The following is a 23,351-nucleotide window of genomic DNA, read 5'->3' as shown; positions in this document are numbered from 1 at the left end:
GTAAGTTAAATCAGTTTACCCAAAACGGTTTTGGTTTGTTCCGAGGCTTCAACTGATGGTACATGGCCGACATTTTCAAGTTCGATAATGTCGTTTTCGCCCATTAATTTAGCCAATTCTCGAACCAATTCAGGGGGGGTGGCAACGTCGTCTTTACCAGCGATGAAGGTAAGCGGTATATCAATAGAATGGAGTAAAGTAGTTTGGTCGCGTTCGCCTAACCATTCGCACAATAGGCCATATGAGCGATCATCAGTGGCAGCTAAACTTTGTTGCCATTTTACTTTTAGGCTTGGATCACGTTCAGTGGACTTTGGACTAAACCAGCGCGCGACTATGTCTTCACTCATCTTTTCTAAGCCAATGTTTGCAACATTATCTTTGCGCTCTGCCCAACCTTCAGCGCTACCAATTTTGGCGCCTGTGTTGGTAAGCGTGAGGCTGAGCAAACGACTTGGATGATGTATCGCAAGTTGTTGACCGATGGTTCCGCCAATGGATGTTCCTACATAATGGAAGGTATCAATATTGAGATCGTCACAGACTTTAAGGAGTTGATTAACTAGGTCGAGCTCGCCTAGGTGAGCGGCACTTTCAGCCACAGGCTGACTCTTTCCATGGCCGGGTAAATCCCATCTGAGAACATAAAAATCTTTCGCCATTGCTTGGGCAACGTCATCCCACGCATATAAATTCATGCCCAGAGGGTGGCCTAAAACCATTGCTGGGTTTGCGGGATCACCTGCTACTTCAAAGTGTGTCATTGGTTCGATATTATTCATAATTTACCTAAGCTCTCTCAATTAACATTGCAATGCCTTGGCCTACACCAATACACATTGTGCACAGAGCATATCGTTGCTGAGTTTGTTGTAGTTGCATAGCTGCTGTTTGCACTAAGCGCGCTCCCGACATGCCCAATGGATGTCCTAGGGCAATAGCACCTCCATTGGGGTTAATACGCTCATCGTTATCTTGTAAACCGAGCTCGCGAATGCATGCTAACCCTTGGGCCGCAAAGGCTTCATTTAATTCAATGACCGCAATATCTTGAAGTTTGACTTTGGTTTTAGCCAGTAATTTCTTGACCGCATTGACCGGCCCCATTCCCATAAATGCCGGATCAACACCCGCGGTTGCCATACCGATTACGCGAGCAATAGGTTGTAAGCCATAGCTGTTAACCGCATGTTCACTGGCAACAAGCATTGCTGCAGCTCCGTCATTTATACCAGAAGCGTTGCCCGCGGTGACGCTACCATTTTCCCGAAACGGCGTTTTTAATTTTGCTAAATCGGCTAATGTAGTTTGTGGGCGTAAATGTTCATCATTAAGTATCTCAACGGCGTCACCACGTCTAGGTTGGTAGATAATCGGCGTGATTTCTTTGGCAAAACGGCCTTCAAGCTGTGCCCGGTTAGCTTTTTGTTGTGACTCATAGGCGAATATGTCTTGATCTTCCCGTGAAATTTTATAGCGTTCAGCCACATTTTCGGCTGTCTGTGGCATAGTTTCAGTGCCATATAAGCGGTTAAGCTGAGGATTCACAAAGCGCCAACCCATGGTGGTATCTTCAAGCTTCTGGGCGCGATCGAATGCATTCCCCGCCTTTCCCATAACAAATGGGGCACGAGACATGGACTCAACACCGCCAGCAAGATAGACGTCTGCTTCAGAACATGCAATTGCTCTGAACGCGGTGCCAATGGCATCCATACCCGAACCACATAGGCGGTTAATGGTTGCAGCAGGCACGTCAACGGGCAAACCAGCCAGTAGGGTAGACATACGAGCAACGTTACGGTTGTCTTCACCGGCTTGGTTTGCACAACCAAAAATAGCATCATCGATGCGTGTTGTATCTAATTTAGGGGTATCAGCGATAACCGCTTTAATCACTTGAGCTAGCATATCGTCAGGTCTGACGTTTGCCAGCGCACCGCCGTAACGGCCGATGGCAGAGCGTTTAGGAGAACAGATAAAAGCCGACATTATACTGCTCCTTGAGCACTATGAGCGCGCGCTGTTTTTTCTTTTAATGTACGCAAAACATCCAACTCTTGTGCATTGGGAGTGGGTGTGGTGGTGACGGATTCTGAAAACTTGATAGGCCAACCTGTGGCCGCTATTACTTGTTCTTTGGTGACACCAGGATGCAAGCTGACAACCACCAATTCTTTGCTGTCAGGATCAGGTTTAAGAATACATAAATCGGTAATAACAACAGTCGGGCCTCGACCTATTTGCGGATGTTGATCGCGAACTTTACCATCGCGGCCAAAGCCCACGGTGGTCACAAAATCAACTTGCTCCACAAAAGTACGCGTAGAGTGTTTCACTGTGATAAACACTTCTTTGGCGTTGGTGGAAATCTCGGGTGCGCCGCCGCCACCGGGTAAACGAACCTTAGGGTTAGCGTAACTTGCTTTGCCTTCTTTTACAGACGAATCATCCTTTGCTGCAATAACGGTGGTGTTTAGGTTTGCGTATTTATCTATTTGCGCTGTCCCTAGAAAACCAACATCAATGTGCCCACCTTGTAACCAGTATCTAAACATTTCGGGTACAGAAACCGTAGTAAGTGCTGACTCGCATAATTCACCATCACCAATAGATAGAGGTAAAATTTCAGGTTTGGTTTGAATTGTACCTGATTCATAAATTAGGGTGATGTCGGGTGCGTGGGTCATGCGGGCTACGTTCGCCGCTTCGCTGGGTAAACCGATACCCACAAAACAGGTCATATTATTCGACAGCGCGCGAGCTGCGGTCACTGTCATCATTTCAGCTGGGGTATAATTGGCTGTCATCTTAGTTTGCTCCCGTTTGCAGAATTTCGTCTTCTAACCATTGATTGAAACGCTCTCTGTCTCTGCTGATCGCATCCCAGTCTAGATAATATTGATTATCCCGTTGATAGTAACCATGGGCATAGGAAGGGTGAGCGCCTTTAGGAGCAACTGCAATTTGGTCAACGGTCCAGCCTGGCAACACACAGGAGTTTGGTCCAGCATTAAGGTCATCAACTATTTCTTCAACGGTGACAATGCTTATTTTTGAACTCAATACGACTTCTTTTTGCACACCAACAATACCTTCTATTAGTACATTACCTTGGCGATCTGCTTTTTGAGCATGAATAATACCGACGTCAGGTTTTATGGCGGGAACACAAGCTAGTTTTTCGCCGGTGAAAGGGCAGGTAACTGAGGAAATAGCGTCATTCACATCGGTGAGTTCACTGCCTATGTAACCCCGAAACACCGCCATTGGCAATCCAGCGGCACCGGCTTCATAGGCGTTGGCCATCGCTGCGTGGCTATGCTCAACAGATTCTAAAGCATTGGGATAATTATTTTGAAATGCATCACGAACACGGTGTAAAGAACCTACTCCTGGATTACCACCCCACGAAAAAATCAGTTTTTTGGCGCATCCCGCTCCCACCAATTGGTCATAGATCAAATCAGGCGTCATTCTTATAAGGGTTAAATCACGTTTTTTCTGGCGAATAATCTCATGTCCTGCGGAAAAGGGAATAAGGTGAGTAAAGCCTTCTAACGCAAGGGTATCACCATCTTTAACCGATTCGGATATTGCTTGTTGGAGTGAATTGAAAATAGCCACTTTTGCCTCTTGTTCGTAATACGAATTAAAATTCAATATGCGAACAATATAATGTATGCTCACTATACCGTCAAGTTCTACCTGTGGATCTGGGTATTAAAAACAAGTTGTCATAATGATAAAACGGGTTTTAATGGTTTGGATTAGATAGAATGTAATAAGCTCTAAAAAATAAATTAAAGCGCGTATAACGCGAATGAAGCATCGCTAATGAATGAAGAAAAAATATCTGTAGATAACCGAGATTATGTGGGCGCATTAGCCTCAGGACTTGAAGTGTTAAGCGCCTTTGATGTGCAGCATAAAAAAATGACCTTGTCTGAAGTCGCTCAAATCACAGGTATGGACAGGGCGAAAGCTCGTAGGCTTCTATTAACTCTACATGCGTTAGGATACATCGCCAAAGATGGGCGTCAGTTTATGCTGACACCCAAAGTATTGCGCCTTGGTTACGCATTTAATGCCACCAATGACCATCTCGATGTCGTGCAACATTACTTGCAATCAGTCACAACTGAGCTGGGCGAGTCTTGTTCTTTGTCGATACTCGACAACCAAGAAATCATATATTTGGTAAGGTCGTCGGCTGCCCACCGATTAATGGCGATTAATTTAACCCCAGGTACTAGATTACCGGCAGCTTATACGTCGATGGGCAGAGTGTTGCTTGCTCAATTGTCTGAAACCCAACAGAAAGCGTGGCTGCAGACGGCCGAACTTTATCAGCATACAGAAACCAGTATTGTGGATAAAAAAGACTTTTTGAACATGCTGAAAGAGGTCAAACAGAACGGGTTTTGTGTGGTTGACCAAGAATTGGAATTAGGTCTACGATCCCTCGCCATTCCCGTGTTTGATTATCATGGAAAACTACTTGGGGCGGCCAATATAAGCACCAATTCTCTGCGAGTCAGTATCGAAAAGCTTATTAACGAATATTCACTGGTGTTAAAAGATGCCGCTAAACAGATTTCTGCGCATGCTAAATAGCTGGTTTGAATTGTTTATTATGGCCTAAATCTAATACTGCTTACGAATACCGACCGTTTTTTTGATTCTCAACTAACTCATCCAGTATTTGTGTTGCAGCTTGCATTATTTCGCTATAGGGCTCTTTTCGTCGGCTGCAAATGACAGGGCTAGTTATGGATTTATCTTCTAGTTGCACCAGCACTACATCATCTCTCGTCATGCGTTTAACTTGTTCAGGCACAAGCGCAAAGCCCATCTCTGAGGCCACCAATGCCAACGCCGTTTGAATATCATTTACCTGTTGTGCAATACGTACGTTTAATCCGTTACGAGAGAATAAATCAATACAAATGTCGGCAAATGTCGGGCTTTGACCAGCTGGATATAGGATCATAGGTAACTTTGCTAATTCAGCCATGGTGATGGTTTTTGATGCCAATGGGTGTTCTTTATGCAGTGCCACTAACATCGGCTCTTGTAACAAGGTTGTCTGTTCAATTTCTGGATCGTTTATATAGATGCGTCCTAAACCGATATCAATTTTGCCGGTTTTGAGTGCGTCTAATTGGTCACGGGTTTTTAATTCGTACAATATAATTTCAGCTGTGTTGTTCTGCCTTAACCTTCTAACCATGGTCGGAAATTGACCATAAAAAACCGATGGTACAAATCCAATACCAAAAACAATTTTGCCACTTTCGGCCACTCGACGTGTATCTTCTATGGTTACCGATACCTTAGATAGGATTTGTTTAGCATGTTGCCAAAAGTATTGGCCGGCCGGCGTCAAAGTTAATCCACGTGGATGGCGGTTAAACAGAGTGACACCGATCTCTTCCTCTAACTGCTTGATTTGTCTAGTTAAAGGTGGCTGAGCGATGAAGAGTTTTTTAGCCGCGTTGGTTAAGTTTAACTCCTCAGCTACCGCACAGAAATAGCGTAGATGCCTTAGTTCCATCATACCTCCAAGGTATTACTCGCAACCAATTCAATATTGGTAAGCACTCAAAATAGCATTTAAATTAAATAAACTTTAACTACATGGTAACAGACGATTAACATGAGCAAGATTGCAAGTATCAATACTTTTATTGTCGATATTCCGACAATTAGACCACACAAACTGTCGATGACCTCGATGTCAGTACAATCAATGGTGATTGTACGCATCCGTGATAATAACGGTTTAGAAGGTATAGGTGAAGGTACTACTATTGGTGGTTTAGCTTATGGACCTGAAAGCCCCGAAAGTATTCAAACGAATATCGACAAATATTTTTCGCCACTCATTATCAATCAGCCAGCAAGCAATATCAATGTGCTGATGCAAATGCTGAATCAATCTATCCGCGGAAATTACATTGCTAAATCAGCAGTAGAGACCGCTTTGTTGGATTTGAAAGGCAAGCAGTTAGGTGTTCCTGTTTCTGATTTATTAGGTGGTGCTTGTCACGATAAAGTGGACTGTCTTTGGGTATTGGCCTCTGGAAATACTGAAAAAGATATCGAAGAAGCCAAAGCAATGATTGCGCAAAAAAGACATTGCCACTTTAAGATGAAAATTGGTGCTAGAGCACTCGAAGCAGATATTGAGCACGTCATAGCCGTGAAAAAAGCTCTTGGCAGTAACATCAGTATTCGCGTGGACGTGAATCAGGCGTGGAACGAAGTGACCGCGGTAAAAGGTATGGCAGCGCTACAAGATGCAGGCATTGATTTAGTTGAGCAACCGACACCGGCTAAAGATTTTGCCACTTTAGTGCGATTATCCGAAAAATTTAATATTCCCATTCTGGCCGATGAATCTATTGCAGACAAACAAGACGCCTACATTCTTGCCAAGCAGGGCTTTGCTGGCTCAGTGGCACTCAAAATTGCAAAAGCAGGCGGGCTTAAAGGCGCACTCGATGTTGCTACTTTGTGTACCGCTGCTGGAATCGATGTTTACGGTGGAACCCTGTTGGAAGGCTCAATAGGCACAGCCGCCGCCTTACACGCATGGTCGACCATCCCTAATATGCAATTTGGCACAGAAATGTTTGGCCCTTTGCTTTTAAAAGACGATTTTATCAAAAAACCACTTCAGTATCGTGATTTCGGTGTTGAAATTCCTACGCTTCCAGGATTGGGACTTGAGATTGATGAAGATAAATTTACTCACTACATGCGTAAGTAACGCGAGGATAAAAATATGTTATTTCAAGTAAATATGACCGTAATTCCACCAAAAGATATGCCTAAAGAGCAATTTGACGAAATAAAAGCAACAGAAAAGAAATATGCCGAGCAGCTTCAGCAGCAAGGTATTTGGAAGCACCTTTGGCGCGTTGTAGGGCAATATGCCAATGTGAGTATTTTTGAAGTAAAAGATAATGCGCATCTCCATGAGATTTTGATGGGGCTTCCTTTATATCCCTATATGGAAATGACCGTGACTCCTTTGTGTGATCACCCTTCTTCCATTCATTAATCATAATCAATTAGCGTACTTGGAGATTTTTATGAGCGTTAAAACAATGCAAACAGAAGCAGTACAAACCCTACTAAAAAAAGCGGCTGGACTAGATAAAGAAGGCGGAAACCCGCGTTTTAAAACCATAATGCATAGGTTTTTATCAGACATTTATCAAATGATAGAAGACTTGGACATTACTCCAGAAGAGTTTTGGCAAGGCGCTAATTACTTAAATGAGTTAGGTACAAACAAAGAAGCGGTATTGTTAGCGCCAGGTCTTGGATTCGACCACTATTTAGATATTCGCGAAGATGCAAAAGATGAGTTAGCAGGCATCGCTGGTGGTACTCCTCGCACAATCGAAGGGCCACTTTACGTAGAAGGTGCACCTATTATCCAACAAGGCGAAAAAATGGATGATGGTAAAACACCAGGCCAAGAAATGTTGCTACATGGTCGTGTTACCGATGAAGAAGGAAACCCAATCGCCGATGCAATCGTCGATATCTGGCATGCAGATACGAAGGGCGCTTATTCATATTTTGATCCAAGCCAAAGTGAATTTAATTTACGTCGCAGAATTCGTACCGACGAAAACGGCCAATACGTAGTTCGCTCAATAGTGCCTAGCGGCTATGGCTGTCCTCCAGGGGGTTCAACCATGAAAGTCCTGGAAAACTTGGGGCGTCATGGCAACCGACCTGCCCACATACATTACTTCGTTTCAAAACCCAACTTTAAACACCTAACCTCGCAAATTAATTTAGCCGGTGACGAATACACATTTGATGACTTTGCCTTTGCCACCCGTGAGGAGCTGGTTGTAGATGCCAACCCAGTTAACGACGCCAAGTTAATCAGTGAGCATGGTTTTAAAGGGGAATATTTGGATGTTGAGTTTGACGTAACCTTAGTCAAAACCGACGAAGAAACCATCCAACAAGCACATCCCCGTGCCAGAGTATCTTTAGAACAAGCGTAAGCTTGTTCTTTGCTAACCTCCCTACAGTTTACAAAAAGAAGATTATTAAAATCTCGGGAAGTAAACGACGTTGAGCCTAAATTAGGCTCTTTTTTTGTACGTGATATTTTGCCAGTCATGATTCGTCCGTTTTCCTATTGGCTTCTCAGGGTTCCCCAATTTTGTGATTTTTAACCTCTTGTGTTGTCAGTATTTTTTACCAATTAAATTTACTGCTTATCAAAATTGAAGCAAAAACAAGATGTTAATATTTGGCCTATGTGTTGCTTAAGCCTTTAACCACAGCACATTTAAGGAAAAATTATGCGACCAAATAAAACGTTTACAGCATTATTCAGCACTCTAGTTCTAGGACTCAGTTTAAACGCACAGGCCAGTCTTATCCCAAATTGGTATAACGACTTTGGTACAGAATTAACTGACTTAACTGATGAAGATGATCTATATCAAGAGGTAGCTTTGAGTCCTACAATGAGTGTCTACGGTGCCTCATACAACAGCGTTTCCGTTAATACCAACGGCTCTATAAATTTCACTGAAACCACAGATGACTATGATGTTGGTGATGAATTTGAGGATGATTATGGAGTGTCAATTGCGGCATTTTGGAGTGATTTAGATCCAAGCGAAAATGACGATGCTCGCATTTTTCAAAACACAAGTGTTTTTGATGGTCAGAATGCCTACATTTTCACTTGGTTTGAGATTCCAGATTATGAAGACGAGGACTTGTTAAACACATTTCAAGCTATTATTACCGAAAGTGGTGATATTCAACTCAATTTTTTATCGTTGGATGGTGTAGATCCAGATGAACATCCAGACGAAGGTGTTGTGGGTATCTCTGATGGTTCAGGTAGTAATTTTGACTATCAAACAATGGATACTTGGGATTTTCCTCGCAGTGAGTTTTCAATCGGTTATACATGGGATGGCAACGACTACACAAGAAGTGAATGGTCTTGGGATCAACGTGTCGCAGTTTCTGAACCATCAACACTTATAGTATTGAGTCTTGGCCTGCTTGGTTTAGCGAGATTGAGAAGCAACAAAAAGTAACTTTTTAAAGGGGCGATGGCAACATGTCAAAGCCCTATTTTCCATCTACAAGTGTGTAATTTTGCTGGGTACTTCTTCATCTTTAGCTCGTTGGTTTTGATATTATCCCTCCAACAAAGTGTTTTGAATAATTAGACCATTACACCGCTTTAATTTCCTAATCACACCCTCAAAAAGCTGTAAGTCAATGCATCAAGAAATTGGAGCTTGTGACAGATATTTTTGACGAAACAAAAGAACTAATTGACCATGAAGGTTCTATTGATTGATTTAACTATTCGGAAAATTGCCGTTATCAATATTTTCTAAATAAGGCCGTATTGTTTGATGAGGATGATTCGGAAAGCAACCACTGGACTAAAACTGGTCATAAAAGCAATTTGCTTTGGCATTATTGGTTAAATAGTGAAATGGATGTTCCTAGATTGTCAGTCAGCCAAACTCACCTTGGGCTAACGTTATCTCAAAAATCAGTTCTCACTACGTTCGGTATTGTGTTTCGAAGAGTTAGCACTTTATTCCCGACAAATTAGTCGAACAATGAGTTCAAATCTGCCGGGTGCTTATTGGGATTGAATTGACCGCTACAACAGTGTGAAATGGCGCACCCAGCGAGATTCGAACTCACGACCTCTGCCTCCGGAGGGCAGCGCTCTATCCAGCTGAGCTACGGGTGCGCTGGAAGCAGGCATGATCTTAATGAAAACCTAGGAATTTTCCACTGTTATTTTTAATTATCCGATGGATGCTGAATGTTTTTCATTGGATTTGTGCGATATGGTGTTTTTTTGGTCTGAATTTTTTGTAGTGAACACTTACTTACAAAGGTGGAAGGGGGATTTGTTTCGTCTTGCTTAAATAGGTTGGTAAAACAAGACGAAATTAGCCAGTGTGCCTCGTTGTCATTTCTGAAATGGGTATTTCAATTTAGAGATTCTTAACACTCAAAAGCAGTACAGAAAAATTCTAGGGTGGTATAAAGTTTGTCTTCGTCAGATTCAGATTTTACCGACAGGGCAATGCCGCCCATAAGTGTTATTAAAACATCGGCCAACTCCTCTGGATTTTCTGACCCTAATTTTTGCAAACGATTTTGTAAGCTTGTTTGCAATTCCTTTTGCAGTTTAGATATCTCATTCAGTATGGATTTGTTGCGGCAAAAAAGGTGTCCTTGCAAAATTAAACAACCGCTTCTGCGATTCTCATTTAGGAAAAATTCGAGGCTCATCTCTAGGCTATTTCTAAACATCTCGCTGGGATTTTGAGAGTCGGCTAGCATCTTCTCTAGTCGTTCCCAAAATTGGTCTTTATAAAACCCTAGCGCTGCTAAAAAAAGATCTTCTTTATTTCCATAGGTGGCATAAATTGATGTGGCGGTGGCATTCAGCGTGGCACCTAATTCAGCCACTGAAACATTCTCAAAACCGTGATCTTGGAATAATGCTAACGCTTTTTTTAGGCCTTCTTTTCGGTCTAGTTTTCTTGGTCTTCCTCGTACTGTGGAGCTATTTGTATCATTCACTACAAAATCCTGACCATTGATAGTTTTAATAATTGTATTAAACGCTACAAAAACCGATTTTACAAGGCTCATAAGTGTATTTTAATTAAATTTAATTAGGCTTGCATGAAGTAAATGAATTGCAGGAAAGTAAATAATGTATTAATCACTACAATAATTGAATCAAAGAGGATTGTTAATTATTGTAGTGATCGATATATAAACATTATGAAGGAAAAGCTACCAGCGTTATTCTGGGTTAAAAACAGTTTGTTTATAGAGTTCTAACGCATGAATGTTATCTTTTTGAGCTTCCTTAATTTGCGCTAAAAGAAGCACGTCTCGACGTTCGTGTGCAATTTTAATTGCTTTTGAAAGTGCCTTTTCGGCAAGCATATAATCGCCAGAATTATACGCAAGTTGTCCTAGAGTTGAGAGTATATCAACATTGGAATCGTCCTTTTTAAGCCACCCTTCTAGCTGTTTAATTGCACCATTTGTTTGGGTATTTTTGAGCTGTCGATAGAGATTATACAGTACCGGTATTGGACCACTTTTCTGGCTATTCACTAAAATTGTTTGTGCTTCTTCATACATCTCTTGATCGATCAATTGTTGAGAATAAGCTGCAACCTGACCGGATTCTTTGCGAACGCCTCTAGGTAAAGATTGCCATTTTTCCTTCAATTTTAACGCACCTTCTTTGCTGGCAATTTCTGCATATTCACCTTTTGATGCTTTTAATAACCAGTAATCGTATTCCTCTCCAAGTGGTTTTTTCCACTTTTTAACGTGCTCTTTTAACACCGTAAATTTCCCAGTTTGCTCTAGTGCTCTGGCCCACAATTTAATGATATTTGGATCTCGTTGGATCTTTTCTGAGGCTTCATTGATGTGTGTAAGTGCTTGCTCACCCTGATTTTCTAAGACCAAATCACGGATAAGGCATAGATTTGCGGCTAAAGCAGTTTTGTCTTTTTCTGCTGCTTCATACCATAACTCTCGAGCATCAACTTTGTTATTAAGCTGCGCTTCCACTTCGGCCAAAGCTAATAAGTTAATGCCGTCAAAATCTTCGTTACGTATTTTGTTTAGGGATTTTTTGGCTTCTAAAAAGTTTCCTTCTGCAAGTGAAATTAAGCCGTTGGTGAAAGCTTTTTGTTTACGTCTGCTGCTAAATCCGAACAACCAGTCTTGTGAGCCTGCTAAGATATCGATGAGCTTTTTAATCAGAATGATGGATAACCAAGTCACAAAAAACAAGCTAACAACTAAAACCACAAAGCCGAAAATGGAAACCTGATAAGTACCACTTTCAAGGGCGATTAGAAAATACCCTTGGTAATTAATTAGACCTGGGCCTGCGTACAAACCTACGATAATGAGGCCGATGATAATTAACAGCAGAATGATTTTTTTCATAGTTCAAACTTCCCGTTTGAGAATGCGTTGCTCATTCGGTTTTCTAGGATATCTTGCAATGGTTTTGCGGCATCAAGTTGCTGAGGATATTTACGCGCGACGTCCGTTTCTTCGAGATTACGTAACGCGTCTAACATGCCTGCCACTTCAGTGGTTTCAAGATCATAATGCTGAACAATTAATCCTATCGCCCGTTGTAAACTTTGTTTAAACAGAGTGTCTTGCTCTTTCATTATTGCCGTTTGCGCTTGCATTAATGCAAAACGTAACTGCTCTTTGGCTAGCCACTGTTGTTGTTGTGATAATAAGGGTTCAACTGGTCCTTCATTGGCTTGATATTTAAAGTTGCTCTCAATATAGGCCCAAACTCTTGCCATTCCCGTGAGTTCTTCTGGCTCAAAACCCTTCACTTCTACTTCTGGTAACGACAAGGGGAGGTTATTAACTTGTTGCACCATGCCTGATAAAGACAAAGCGATAGAGGTTAATGAAACCTGATTGATCTGTTGAAGGTTTTGAATATCGCTGGCAATAAATTGTCTTACTGGTAGTAAAGACGGATCCGCTAAATCTTGTAATCGGCTATCTGCTGCTTGCAGCATAGCCACGGCAGTGCGGACATCATTTTCCAACCAAAGTTTTCGACCGGCCATGCGGACCAAATAATCTGCTTCTGCTAATAACCAATCGGCCGGACGACGACCTGATACGTCTGCAAGATTTTTACTATTGGCTTGCGCTTGGGTCAATGCTTGGTTAGTTAATTCGTTTTGCTTGGCGATGGACTCTTCAAACTCTGTTTGTTGAGTACCTAACTGACGAGCTAATTGGTCAATTGTTCGACCTTGCTCTGAAATAGTTTCACTTTGCGCCGTCAAAGTTGCATTTTCATTATTTACCGTACTATTCCATTGTTGCCAAAACCAATAACCGGCAGCTGCAATAGCTAAGAGGCAAAGCAAATTAATTAATGTGACAAACCATAAAAATCCAGTTTTCGATTTACCTTTAGCTGGCGCATCTTTGCCTGGAGTGTTCTTAGATTTGGGCGTAAATGGCGGTTTTTCGCTTTTTGTTTCAACTTTAGCTTTGGGCTTCGGCTGTTCCTTTACTTCGACGTAGGACGCATTCTCGATTTCCAAGGCTTTCATTTCCTCTTCGAGGGCGGTGATTTTGTCTTTTTCCGTCATTTAGCGCTCCAAAAATTGATTGATTGCGTCTTTTAATTGCTCGTCACTTGCACCAGCACTGAGATATACCTGTTGTATACCTAGTTTAGTTGCATAATCGGCAAGACGCTGACTAACCATAATCCAAGGTGTAGATTTTAACCAATTTTGGTCAAATTTGTCCCATGCTGCTTGGATAATTTCGCCACTTGTAGCCACAATACATTGAATGTCTTGCTGCTGCCAAGCTTCTGTTTGCGAATAATTTACACATGGCAAACGATTATAGAGGTTGATATGTTCCACCTCAGCCCCTCGTTGTTGCAGTTCTGAGGGTAACATTTTGCGGCCGCCAACACCTTTTAGCAGAAATACTTTGTGGCTCGATAAATTTTGCAATTGTGGGAGCGACAATAAGCCTTCTGAACAGGCCATGTCAGGCACAATTACTTGCTCGGTTAACTGTGTTAAACGCTCACCAGTGCTTGGACCTACCGCAAAAACAGCGAGTTCAGAGGGCCAACCTTTGACACCTTCAATAACGATTTCGGCAGCGTGCGTGCTGACAAATATGCACTTACTACGGCTAATTTGCTGTGCATCCATGGCTAAAATAGTTTGCGCAAATTGCTGTAGATTATCCTGATTGATGTCTATTTCTATCAGTCCTACACCAACGGTTCTAATACCTTGTTGTTGCAAGTAACGGGTACTTTTTTCAAATTTTTCTTTTGGCCGCAGCAATAAAATAGACATTTATGTTACACGTATGCTTCTGCTAAATATTCTTGTGCGCCTAGCTCTAACAATTTCTCAGCTACTGCATTACCAAGTTGTTCGGGTTCTGCAATATCGCCGTACTGCTCAGCCATAATAATCTGTTTTCCAGAAATAGAGCCTACCAAACCACGCAAGTGTAGTTGATTATCTATGATTTCGCAGAAACTGCCGATGGGGACCTGACAGCCACCTTGCAGTTTAGCGTTAAGCGCCCGTTCTGCCACCACACGGGTCGCAGTATCAGGGTGATTCAAGGGTTGTAATAATGCCACTAATTCTGCGTCTTCAGTACGACATTCAATCCCTACAGCACCTTGACCAACAGCTGGTAAAGAGACCCTGCTACTAATTTCTTGTCGTATGCGGTCAGCCATATTTAAACGAATTAACCCCGCTGATGCTAAAATAATTGCATCGTATTGGCCTTCATCTAGCTTCGCTAAGCGGGTATTCACGTTGCCGCGCAGATCTTTTATCTGCACATCTGGGCGATACGCTTTGAGCTGGACTTGCCGACGTAAGCTTGAAGTGCCAACAATCGCGCCTTTGGGTAGGGAAACAATATCTTCGTATTTGTTGGATACAAACGCATCTAATGGATTTTCCCGTTGGCAAATAGCGTGTAAACCAAAACCATCGGGGAATTCGACAGGAACATCTTTCATGGAATGCACTGCAATATCGGCTTCGCCTTTTTGCATAGCCACTTCCAATTCCTTGATGAACAATCCTTTACCACCTACCTTTGCAAGTGGTGTATCTAAAATCACATCGCCCTTTGTAGTCATAGGGACTAGTTCAATTGCAATGTGAGGGTGCGCCTTTTCTAATTCTGCTTTGACAAATTCTGCCTGCCAAAGAGCAAGGGCACTTTTACGGGTAGCAATTTTAATTACTGAGCGAGTCATAAACAATCCGATTAACCTTTTAACACCATTTTAAGGTTTTGCTGACCGGATTGGTACAGCAGAGTTGTAAAAAACCTAACAACCAAGCTGATCTGCATCAATAGCAATGAAAAAAGTTTAAAAGTTAACCACTAATGGGTATTGCTCGTCAGCTTTTCGAATATATTCATCACGGTTTTCGAGCCACTTTTCCATCACGCCGATACTATAATTTAGATAGAGTTTGTTATTTACAATTGTAAATGCCTCTTCATCTATACCAACTAAGTTGCCATCAGCCATTGCGTAAGCGCAATATCCACCGTACTGGGGGGCATATTTCTCGGGATTTGCGACAAACATGGCTTTATGTTCTTCCGATGAAAAATGCCACTGCGCGCCACGCCAATCATAACTAATCTGTTTGTTACCTTTTACAGGTTTGTTTTCGGTGAAGTAGGCCACTGTATCGTAACCATAAATAGCGTGATTATTAAAAAAGCCTGTCTCAATGGGATCTGAAGCGTGAGCCGCAGTGAAAAACAAACTGGTTAAGGCAAATATTAGTACTTTTAAAGCGTTCATGAGGAATCCGATTTGGTAAGTAAATTATAGTTACTTACAAAACCGGCTATTCAGACTTAAAATTTCATCACAATTTTATCACGGTAGAATTACGGGAATCGCAACGCTTACGTATTTTACATGGGATGTTCACTAAAACCTATTTAATATAGGGTAAAGGCAGTGTGAACACTTACTTTTTTACGGATAGCTAATTTAGAATACTCAATAAGAGTTTATAAAATGTGCCATAGACGCCTTATTTAAAACCGTCGCTTGTGCTGTTTAATCTCATTATCTAAATAATCATGGCCTTGAGACGCGGCTCTTATAAAAGTTCATGCTGTTATTTATAAAAATATTAATGGCGCTAGCCACAATGAAACAGCACTAATAAGAATTAAACCCACAATATTTAGTACAAAACCCGCTTTTATCATCTGTGGAATATTGAGCAAACCTGAGGCGAAAACTATCGCATTTGGAGGTGTTGCAACAGGTAACATAAAGGCACAGCTTGCAGCTAAGGTAATAGGAATACACAACACTAACGGAGATACACCAAGCTCTAATGCAACGGCCGCTACTACTGGTAAGAAGGTTGCCGCTGTTGCAACATTACTGGTTAGTTCTGTTAGGAAAATAACCAATGCGGTAGCTGCGATCACCAACACAAATACACCAAATGTGCCTAAAGGCATTAAGCTACTTCCCAACCATGCTGCCAGCCCAGATGAAGAAACTGCTGCGGCTAAACTTAATCCGCCACCAAATAAAATCAACACTCCCCAGGGTAGCCGACTTACATCGTCCCAAGTCATTATTTGCGGTTGAGCTTTGTTACCACTTGGAAGTAAGAACAATAGTAACGCCGCGGTCATTACTATTCCTGTATCAGTTAAAAAGTCGATACCAAGAAGTAACGAGATAGGGCGTCTAACAATCCAAAATGTGACAACTAGAGCAAATACTATTGCTACTCGCTTTTCGGCACGACTCATTGGCCCTAATGCTTGGCGTAACTCGGTTAAGTGCTCATGGACTACTGGATTTGCTGGAATATCGATCTTAAAAGTCCAGCGTGTTAGAGACCACCAAGCCAGCGGCAACATTAGCAACATTACAGGTATGCCAAGTGCCATCCAGCTAGCGAAAGTGAGTTTGATATCATAGTTTTCATTTAAAAATGCAGCTAACAATGCATTAGGCGGAGTACCAACTAGTGTGGCTAATCCACCGATTGTAGCGGCGTAGGATAAACCCAGTAACATTGCTACTTGAAAAGACTTAATTTGCCGTTTGTTGAGGTGCGCATTTTGCTCAGAAATTATATGCGTAACCGATAAGGCGATGGGCATTAACATCATAGTAGTGGAAGTATTTGTCATCCACATTGAAAGCAATGCCGCGACTACCATAAAACTACCAACCAGATTTCGACCATCGGTGCCGGTATAAGACAAAATGACTAGGGCTATTCGTTTATGTAAATTCCAGCGTTCAACCGCCAATGCTAGGATAAAGGCTCCCATAAACAAATAAATAATTGGGTTAGCATAATGGGATGTGGCGTCTGCTAGAGTTGTTATTTCTAGAAAGGGAAAGGTAACTATGGGTAAAAATGCGGTGACAGGGACGGGCGCGGATTCTGTTGCCCACCATAGTGCCATCCACATACCTACAGCCGCGACGCGCCAAGCGGTAGGATCCATTGTTGTTTGATTTGCTCCTAGAAGCATCATTAAAACGAATAGGGCAGGCCCAGCAAATAACCCAATATTTTGATATCGACCACGTTGCGGATCAGTTATTTCCGGTAAACTATCACTCATAATACTGCCTTAACATCGAAAAGGTCGAAACTGGAAAACAATTCCAGCTATAGGACAAATTTAAAGTATTGTTCTAAAATCTGTGTAAAAGCCACGTTTGTAATTATTCTGCGTATTGCATTGCAATTGAACCCAACCAATCTAGTCATTGATAAGACTTGTGGGGCAGTAAATTACGAATACCAAGACACAGCCGAGTGTCTGCATATTGGTATTTTTATGTATTTAGATAAATGAGGTTAAGGCTGGTATTTTATAAAGCATGTCACCACCCAAGGTGAACGAAATCAAATTCATCCACATGGCGATTTATGATGACGGTTGAAATTGCTATTACTTTGCTTAAATTACCGCTCTTTTAATAAGATATACCGCGTTAGCGTAACGTTGGCAAGTCTGAGTTGCTTAGGTTAAGTATTTGCTAGTTAACCTAAACGCTCCTGCAACCACTCTGAAACATCCTTAATTTCTTGGGGGCAAACATTATGTTGCATTGGATATTCTTTCCATTTCACAGGGTAACCAATATCTTCGAGCACTTTAAACGCAGCATGTCCTAAAAACATTGGTACTACTTCATCTTGCTGGCCATGGGCACATAGAATAGGTGTGTTTTTATTGGCTTGATGAACTTCACTGGCAAACTTATCTGGTTCAGACATATAAGTTGAAAGCGCCATAATGCCAGCTAGCTTTTCTGGGTATCGAGTGCCTAGGTGAAGCGCGATAACTCCGCCTTGTGAAAAACCGGCCAACACAATGCGATCAGCTGATATTCCTTTGGCTTTTTCGGCTTCAATTAAATCACTGACTTTAGCTGCTGAGTCCAACACTCCGTCCACATCTGCGCGATTATTAAAATCCATGGTTTTAATATCGTACCAAGCACGCATCGGCATACCATTATTGATGGTTACTGGTCTTACAGGCGCGTGAGGGAACACAAACCGTACCGCCATACTTTCCGGTAACTTTAATTCGGGCACGATTGGCGCGAATCCATTACCAGAATCCCCTAGACCATGCATCCAAATTACAACGGCATCGTATGGCTTTTTGGGATTTACTTCTACGTAGGGCAATATCTGCTCAGTCATTTAGCTACTTCCTTTGATTTAAATTATGACAATTTTACGCTTTGCTCTGCTTGTTTACTGGCAGCTTCATCAATAAATGACCAAAATTCAACACCGGTGCGCTCATCTATCCATACTTCATCTTGATAATTGAAATGATGACCATTGAATTTGGTCGCCACCCAAAGTTGGTGCAAAGGTGCTTGTTTGTTCAAAATAATCTTGGTTTTATTTTGAAACTCTAGGGTTAAAATTCCTTCTGCTGATTCGTAGTCGATATCCACTTCGCAGGCATCTAACGCTTCTTCCAGTTGGATAAACATGTCATCTACAAGTTGGTGATACTGGCTGTCATTCATTTTGTGATTCGCTAGTTAGGTAATAAGTCAGAATATGTTAACATTGCTAAAAATTCGCGACAGTTATTTTATTAAATTTTATGGCAAAAGCACCCGGTAACTTATTTATTTTGGCCGCTCCTTCAGGAGCAGGTAAATCTAGTCTCATTAATGCGCTAATAGAAAGGCATAGTGAGTCGAATATGCATAGCAATAAACTGCAGGTTTCAGTTTCGCATACAACCCGCGCTCCTAGACCCGGAGAAGTCGATGGTCAACACTATCACTTCGTCTCAAGAGAGGAGTTCGAGGATTTGATCAAACAGCAGGTTTTTTTCGAATGGGCTGAAGTATTTGGAAATTATTACGGTACGTCGCGAGTGGTAATAGAAAAAACCCTCAAAGAAGGTACCGATATTTTCTTAGATATTGACTGGCAAGGAGCGCGTCAGGTCAAAGCGCAAATTCCTGACACTGCGACGGTTTTTGTCGCGCCACCGTCTCGAGAAGAACTTTTCCGTCGTCTTACACAACGCAATCAAGACTCTCAAGAGGTGATCGAGCAGCGAATGCAAGAAGCGGAGTCAGAAATTTCCCATTATCATGAATTTGATTTTATTGTCGTCAACGATCATTTCGAATCAGCTTTAAATGAGTTAGATGCGATAGTAAGTGCTCGCAGACTACGAAAAGAGAAGCAAGTAATTCGGCATGCTGGCTTATTTGCTGATTTACTCGGAAAATAAACAGTCTAATGATCGTGAAAGATCTTTCCTTTAGACCAATAAAAACGTAAACTACTCGACCTTTTTTTGAACACCTTTAGACATATCGACCACCTCGGAGAAATATATGGCTCGTGTAACAGTAGAAGATGCCGTAGACAAAATTGGCAATCGTTTCGATTTAGTATTAGTTGCTGCTAAGCGCGCACGTCAGATTGCTATTGAAGGCAAAGACGCTCATGTTCCTATGGGAAATGATAAGCCCACAGTAATCGCTCTTCGTGAAATTGAAGAAGGTTTTGTTGATGCTTCAACAATTGCAGCTGAAGCAATTCGTGACCAACAAGAGCACGATCAAGCTGAATTCTCGTCAGTTGCTAACATCCTGTCTGAGTAAAAATAAGCCAATCCTGAACTCATATGAGTTCAGGACAAACTTATAGGCTGACAAGCTTACAAAATCTCCGTATTCTTAACTCCTAAGTCAACTAAAAGCATGTGTTAAGTGTATTTATTCGAAGGCCTTAAAAACAAATTAAGTGATTACCTACCTCTAGACGCGGTCAAGGGGATTGAGGCTGCCTTCGTTTTAGCCCAAGATGCACATGATGGACAAATGCGTTCCAGCGGTGATCCTTACATTACCCATCCAGTTGCCGTTGCAGGCATACTTGCCGACATGAACCTTGATGAAGAAACCATCAAGTCTGCGTTATTACACGATGTGATAGAAGACACCCATTATTCCAAAGAAGATCTGGTTGAAGCATTTGGTGAAACTGTTGGCGATTTAGTGGAAGGGGTGTCTAAGCTGGATAAAATCCAGTTTAGTACCAAACAAGAAGCCCAAGCCGAAAATTTCCGTAAAATGATGATGGCGATGGTGCAAGATATCCGGGTCATTCTGATTAAACTCGCAGACCGAACCCACAATATGCGCACTTTAGGTTCGCTAAGACCAGATAAGCGTCGCAGAATTGCCAGAGAAACCCTCGAAATTTATGCGCCTATTGCTCACCGACTCGGTATCCACGATATTAAAAATGAGCTAGAAGACTTAGGTTTTCAAGCCATGTACCCGATGCGTCATCGAGCTCTTTCGGCGGCCGTTAAACAAGCTCGCGGTAACCGCAAAGAAATCATTGAAAATACCCGCAATGAAGTGGAAACTCGTTTAAAAGCCCATGGCCTTGATGCGCAAGTCATTGGCCGCGAAAAACATTTGTATTCGATTTATCGGAAAATGAAGAACAAAGAATTGTTGTTCAACGAAGTCATGGATATATATGCGTTTCGGGTGATAGTCTCCTCTGTCGATAATTGCTATCGCGGGTTAGGGGCTATGCATGGTTTGTATAAGCCTATTGAAGGTCGTTTTAAAGATTACGTGGCCATTCCACGCACCAATGGTTATCAGTCATTACACACTTCTTTGATTGGACCTCATGGTATTCCTGTTGAAATTCAGATTCGAACTGCTGAAATGGATCAGATGGCTGACAAAGGCGTCGCCGCACATTGGATTTACAAAGATGATGGTGAAACGCAGCAAGGCACTACGGCGCAAGTTCGAGCACGCAAGTGGATGCAATCCTTATTAGAACTGCAACAAAGTGCAAGTTCATCATTTGAATTTATAGAAAACGTTAAAACCGATTTGTTTCCTGATGAAATATACGTGTTTACACCAGACGGCCGAATTATAGAATTACCCATGGGTGCCACGCCCGTCGACTTTGCTTACGCAGTGCATACTGATGTAGGTAACTCTTGTGTGGGTGTGCGAGTAGAACGACGTAACTACTCACTTAATAAGCCACTGCAAAATGGTCAATCGGTGGAAATAATTACCTCTCCAAGAGCAAAACCTAACGCCAACTGGCTCAATTTCGTGGTCAGTGCCAGAGCCCGTTCTAATATACGCCACTACCTTAAGCGCCAGCAGTCCAAAGAAGCCATCAGTATGGGTAATCGTTTACTTAGACATGCTTTAGGGGCGAGAAGATTAGACGATATTCCGCAAGAAGATAGAGATCGTGTTGTGGCTGAAACCAAACATGATTCTTTTGACGAATTGCTTTCAGATATTGGTTTAGGTAATGAACTCAGTGCCATTGTCGCTCGACGACTGTTGGGCGAGTCTGAAGAGCTGCCAGATAAAGGCCGTAATGTGGCGATTAAAGGCACTGAAGGCTTGTTAGTGACCTACCCCAAATGTTGTTACCCGATTCCCGATGATGAAATTATCGCGATTCTTAGTCCTGGTCGGGGCATGGTTATCCATCAGGTAGGTTGCAGTAACATTCGTAAGCTAAGTAAAGAAGAGCCTCAACGTGTTTTACCAATGCATTGGGATAGCGAAGCTCAAGGTGAATTCAAAGCGTCGGTAAGAATAGAACTAATTAATCATCAAGGCACATTGGCTACGCTAACCAATGCCGTTGCTTCGTGTGATTCAAATATTATTGGTTTACAAACAGAAGAAAAAGAAAGCAATGTTTATTACATTGATATTGAGTTAACCACAAAAAATCGTGTACATCTGGCTAAGGTCATGCGCAAAATTCGCTCCATGCCGGAAGTGCAAAAAGTCTCACGTCATAGTCAAATTCGACACAACTAAGGTAAATAATTATGTCAAAGTCCGTAATTCATACTGACCGGGCCCCTCAAGCTATTGGGACTTATAGTCAAGCTGTAAAGTCTGGCACAACTGTGTATTTATCTGGCCAAATTCCTTTGGTTCCAGAGACCATGGAAATGGTTTCTGACGATTTTAAAACACAAGCTATTCAGGTATTTGAAAATGTAACTGCAGTGTGTGAAGCCGCTGGTGGTACTACTAATGATTTGGTTAAAGTGAATATATTTCTAACCGATTTATCTAATTTTGCCACCGTAAATGAGGTGATGAGCCAGTATTTTAAAAAGCCATATCCTGCTCGTGCCGCTATAGGTGTAAAAGAACTACCAAAAGGTTCACAAATTGAAATCGACGGCATTATGGAATTGCCTGAGTGATATTGCTTTAGAAAGTTTGGCTTTCAGTTAGAGGTTTTTTAGTGTCAGTGTCACCAGAACGTTATCAAAAAATTCGTGATGTCTTAAGCAAGCGACAAACTAGCTTAACCGTATGTTTGGAGCAAGTTCATAAGCCCCATAATGTTTCCGCAGTGATTAGAAGTTGTGATGCGGTAGGCATTCATAAAGTGCATGCCGTTTGGGATGATGAAACAAAAGAATTACGTGGTGGCACCGCAATGGGCAGCCAAAATTGGGTGTACATGGAAAACCACAATAGCATTGGTGATGCAGTTTCTCATTTGCAAGAACAAAAAATGCAGGTGTTGGTTACCCATTTGTCTGATCAGGCCGTAGATTTTCGCGATGTCGATTATACCAAGCCAACAGCGATAATTTTAGGCCAAGAAAAGCACGGTGCTACGCAACAAGCTATCGATTTAGCCGATCAAGAGATTGTCATTCCTATGGTCGGAATGGTGCAATCCCTCAACGTCAGTGTAGCAGCTGCACTGGTTTTATATGAGGCGCAGCGGCAACGACAAATTGCCGGTATGTATGATACGCAGCACCTTGATGAATCAGACTGCCAAAAAATGTTATTCGAACGGGGTTATCCTGACTTTCGTAAATTATGCGACGAAAAAGACCTGCCATACCCACATATTGATGAACAAGGAAGTATTGTCGCCGACGATGATTGGTGGCAAGCATTGCAATTCCGAAAGCTGTAGGCGGGTGCTTTAGCCCCGCGCTATCCTATGATATTTCATGGCCTGAAGGCCATGCTACGGGTTTCTGTTGTAGGCGGTTGTTTTAGCCCCGCGCTATCCTATGATATTTCATGGCCTAAAGGCCATGCTACGGGATTTCTGTTGTAGGCGGTTGCTTTAACCCCGCGCTATCCTATGATATTCCATAGCCTGAAGACCATGCTGCGG

24 protein-coding genes and 1 tRNA gene are annotated in these 23,351 nt (G+C 42.1%); 10 read left to right on the top strand and 15 right to left on the bottom strand.

The window, feature by feature from the left end; all coding sequences use genetic code 11:
- Positions 1 to 5: 5 nt before the first annotated feature.
- From KO530_RS14845 to KO530_RS14830, 4 genes are read right to left on the bottom strand one after another with little or no spacing between them, the layout of a single operon-like run.
- On the bottom strand, positions 6 to 782 hold the full coding sequence (locus tag KO530_RS14845) for an alpha/beta fold hydrolase (protein ID WP_216049235.1): 777 nt from the start codon (positions 780 to 782) through the stop codon (positions 6 to 8).
- A gap of 7 nt (positions 783 to 789) precedes the next feature.
- Positions 790 to 1,995 carry a 3-oxoadipyl-CoA thiolase gene (pcaF, locus tag KO530_RS14840; protein WP_216049403.1) on the bottom strand — a complete coding sequence of 402 codons (1,206 nt, stop codon included), beginning with the start codon at positions 1,993 to 1,995 and terminating at the stop codon, positions 790 to 792.
- The gene (locus KO530_RS14835) at positions 1,992 to 2,810 is read right to left on the bottom strand and encodes a CoA-transferase subunit beta (protein ID WP_216049234.1); all 819 of its coding nucleotides are present in this window, start codon (positions 2,808 to 2,810) and stop codon (positions 1,992 to 1,994) included. The genes pcaF and KO530_RS14835 overlap by 4 nt, the downstream gene beginning before the upstream one ends.
- A 1-nt stretch (position 2,811) precedes the next feature.
- Positions 2,812 to 3,627 (bottom strand): CoA transferase subunit A, encoded by an 816-nt coding sequence (locus tag KO530_RS14830; protein WP_216049233.1) that lies wholly within the window; start codon positions 3,625 to 3,627, stop codon positions 2,812 to 2,814.
- A gap of 210 nt (positions 3,628 to 3,837) precedes the next feature.
- On the opposite strand from KO530_RS14830, the gene KO530_RS14825 reads away from it, so the two are divergent.
- Entirely contained in the window at positions 3,838 to 4,617 is a 780-nt protein-coding gene (locus tag KO530_RS14825) for an IclR family transcriptional regulator domain-containing protein (protein WP_216049232.1), read from the top strand.
- 40 nt (positions 4,618 to 4,657) lie between these two features.
- On the opposite strand, the gene KO530_RS14820 is transcribed toward KO530_RS14825, so the two are convergent.
- Positions 4,658 to 5,560: a LysR family transcriptional regulator gene (locus tag KO530_RS14820; RefSeq protein WP_252729292.1), complete on the bottom strand. Its 903-nt coding sequence runs from the start codon at positions 5,558 to 5,560 to the stop codon at positions 4,658 to 4,660.
- 99 nt (positions 5,561 to 5,659) lie between these two features.
- Here KO530_RS14820 and KO530_RS14815 point away from each other — a divergent pair, with 99 nt between their 5' ends.
- The 4 genes from KO530_RS14815 (at position 5,660) to KO530_RS14800 (ending at position 9,095) form a co-directional block, all read left to right on the top strand.
- The gene (locus tag KO530_RS14815) at positions 5,660 to 6,775 is read left to right on the top strand and encodes a muconate/chloromuconate family cycloisomerase (RefSeq protein ID WP_216049231.1); all 1,116 of its coding nucleotides are present in this window, start codon (positions 5,660 to 5,662) and stop codon (positions 6,773 to 6,775) included.
- Positions 6,776 to 6,790: 15 nt separating this feature from the next.
- Entirely contained in the window at positions 6,791 to 7,069 is a 279-nt protein-coding gene (gene catC, locus KO530_RS14810) for a muconolactone Delta-isomerase (RefSeq protein ID WP_216049230.1), read from the top strand.
- A gap of 31 nt (positions 7,070 to 7,100) precedes the next feature.
- The gene (catA, locus tag KO530_RS14805) at positions 7,101 to 8,036 is read left to right on the top strand and encodes a catechol 1,2-dioxygenase (RefSeq protein ID WP_216049229.1); all 936 of its coding nucleotides are present in this window, start codon (positions 7,101 to 7,103) and stop codon (positions 8,034 to 8,036) included.
- A 303-nt stretch (positions 8,037 to 8,339) separates the two neighbouring features.
- Positions 8,340 to 9,095, top strand: a complete 756-nt coding sequence (locus KO530_RS14800) for a nidogen-like domain-containing protein (RefSeq protein WP_216049228.1) — start codon at positions 8,340 to 8,342, stop codon at positions 9,093 to 9,095.
- 600 nt (positions 9,096 to 9,695) lie between these two features.
- Here the strand turns inward: KO530_RS14800 and KO530_RS14795 are convergent.
- From KO530_RS14795 to cyaY, 10 genes are all read right to left on the bottom strand, one after another.
- Positions 9,696 to 9,772 (bottom strand) — tRNA-Arg (locus KO530_RS14795).
- Between the two features lie 260 nt (positions 9,773 to 10,032).
- On the bottom strand, positions 10,033 to 10,617 hold the full coding sequence (locus tag KO530_RS14790) for a TetR/AcrR family transcriptional regulator (RefSeq protein ID WP_216049227.1): 585 nt from the start codon (positions 10,615 to 10,617) through the stop codon (positions 10,033 to 10,035).
- Positions 10,618 to 10,845: 228 nt separating this feature from the next.
- Positions 10,846 to 12,018, bottom strand: coding sequence for a heme biosynthesis protein HemY (locus KO530_RS14785; protein ID WP_216049226.1), 1,173 nt, complete (start codon positions 12,016 to 12,018; stop codon positions 10,846 to 10,848).
- A complete protein-coding gene (locus KO530_RS14780; protein WP_216049225.1) occupies positions 12,015 to 13,208 on the bottom strand; it encodes a uroporphyrinogen-III C-methyltransferase in 1,194 nt (397 codons plus the stop codon). Before KO530_RS14780 ends, KO530_RS14785 begins: the two co-directional genes overlap by 4 nt.
- Entirely contained in the window at positions 13,209 to 13,943 is a 735-nt protein-coding gene (locus KO530_RS14775) for a uroporphyrinogen-III synthase (RefSeq protein ID WP_216049224.1), read from the bottom strand.
- A 5-nt stretch (positions 13,944 to 13,948) separates the two neighbouring features.
- Positions 13,949 to 14,875 carry a hydroxymethylbilane synthase gene (gene hemC / locus KO530_RS14770; protein ID WP_216049223.1) on the bottom strand — a complete coding sequence of 309 codons (927 nt, stop codon included), beginning with the start codon at positions 14,873 to 14,875 and terminating at the stop codon, positions 13,949 to 13,951.
- A gap of 117 nt (positions 14,876 to 14,992) precedes the next feature.
- Positions 14,993 to 15,439 carry a YHS domain-containing (seleno)protein gene (locus KO530_RS14765; RefSeq protein ID WP_216049222.1) on the bottom strand — a complete coding sequence of 149 codons (447 nt, stop codon included), beginning with the start codon at positions 15,437 to 15,439 and terminating at the stop codon, positions 14,993 to 14,995.
- 329 nt (positions 15,440 to 15,768) lie between these two features.
- Entirely contained in the window at positions 15,769 to 17,250 is a 1,482-nt protein-coding gene (locus KO530_RS14760; RefSeq protein ID WP_216049221.1) for an SLC13 family permease, read from the bottom strand.
- Positions 17,251 to 17,675: 425 nt separating this feature from the next.
- The gene (locus tag KO530_RS14755; protein ID WP_216049220.1) at positions 17,676 to 18,347 is read right to left on the bottom strand and encodes an alpha/beta hydrolase; all 672 of its coding nucleotides are present in this window, start codon (positions 18,345 to 18,347) and stop codon (positions 17,676 to 17,678) included.
- A gap of 23 nt (positions 18,348 to 18,370) precedes the next feature.
- Positions 18,371 to 18,685, bottom strand: a complete 315-nt coding sequence (gene cyaY, locus KO530_RS14750; protein WP_216049219.1) for an iron donor protein CyaY — start codon at positions 18,683 to 18,685, stop codon at positions 18,371 to 18,373.
- 80 nt (positions 18,686 to 18,765) lie between these two features.
- On the opposite strand from cyaY, the gene gmk reads away from it, so the two are divergent.
- The 5 genes from gmk to trmH all read left to right on the top strand — a co-directional run bounded on the left by gmk (position 18,766) and on the right by trmH (position 23,144).
- The gene (gene gmk, locus KO530_RS14745; RefSeq protein ID WP_216049218.1) at positions 18,766 to 19,410 is read left to right on the top strand and encodes a guanylate kinase; all 645 of its coding nucleotides are present in this window, start codon (positions 18,766 to 18,768) and stop codon (positions 19,408 to 19,410) included.
- A gap of 106 nt (positions 19,411 to 19,516) precedes the next feature.
- The gene (rpoZ, locus tag KO530_RS14740; protein WP_216049217.1) at positions 19,517 to 19,786 is read left to right on the top strand and encodes a DNA-directed RNA polymerase subunit omega; all 270 of its coding nucleotides are present in this window, start codon (positions 19,517 to 19,519) and stop codon (positions 19,784 to 19,786) included.
- 108 nt (positions 19,787 to 19,894) lie between these two features.
- The gene (spoT, locus tag KO530_RS14735; RefSeq protein ID WP_216049216.1) at positions 19,895 to 22,012 is read left to right on the top strand and encodes a bifunctional GTP diphosphokinase/guanosine-3',5'-bis pyrophosphate 3'-pyrophosphohydrolase; all 2,118 of its coding nucleotides are present in this window, start codon (positions 19,895 to 19,897) and stop codon (positions 22,010 to 22,012) included.
- Positions 22,013 to 22,023: 11 nt separating this feature from the next.
- Complete coding sequence (locus KO530_RS14730) at positions 22,024 to 22,410, top strand: RidA family protein (RefSeq protein ID WP_216049215.1); 387 nt, start codon at positions 22,024 to 22,026, stop codon at positions 22,408 to 22,410.
- A gap of 47 nt (positions 22,411 to 22,457) precedes the next feature.
- Positions 22,458 to 23,144 (top strand): tRNA (guanosine(18)-2'-O)-methyltransferase TrmH, encoded by a 687-nt coding sequence (gene trmH / locus KO530_RS14725; protein ID WP_216049401.1) that lies wholly within the window; start codon positions 22,458 to 22,460, stop codon positions 23,142 to 23,144.
- The last annotated feature ends 207 nt before the right edge of the window (positions 23,145 to 23,351 follow it).

It is taken from the genome of Aliiglaciecola lipolytica (assembly GCF_018860635.1).
Classification (GTDB): domain Bacteria; phylum Pseudomonadota; class Gammaproteobacteria; order Enterobacterales; family Alteromonadaceae; genus Aliiglaciecola; species Aliiglaciecola lipolytica_A.
The sequence above is the reverse complement of the archived record's forward strand: the minus strand, read 5'-3'. Positions and strand labels throughout refer to the sequence as shown.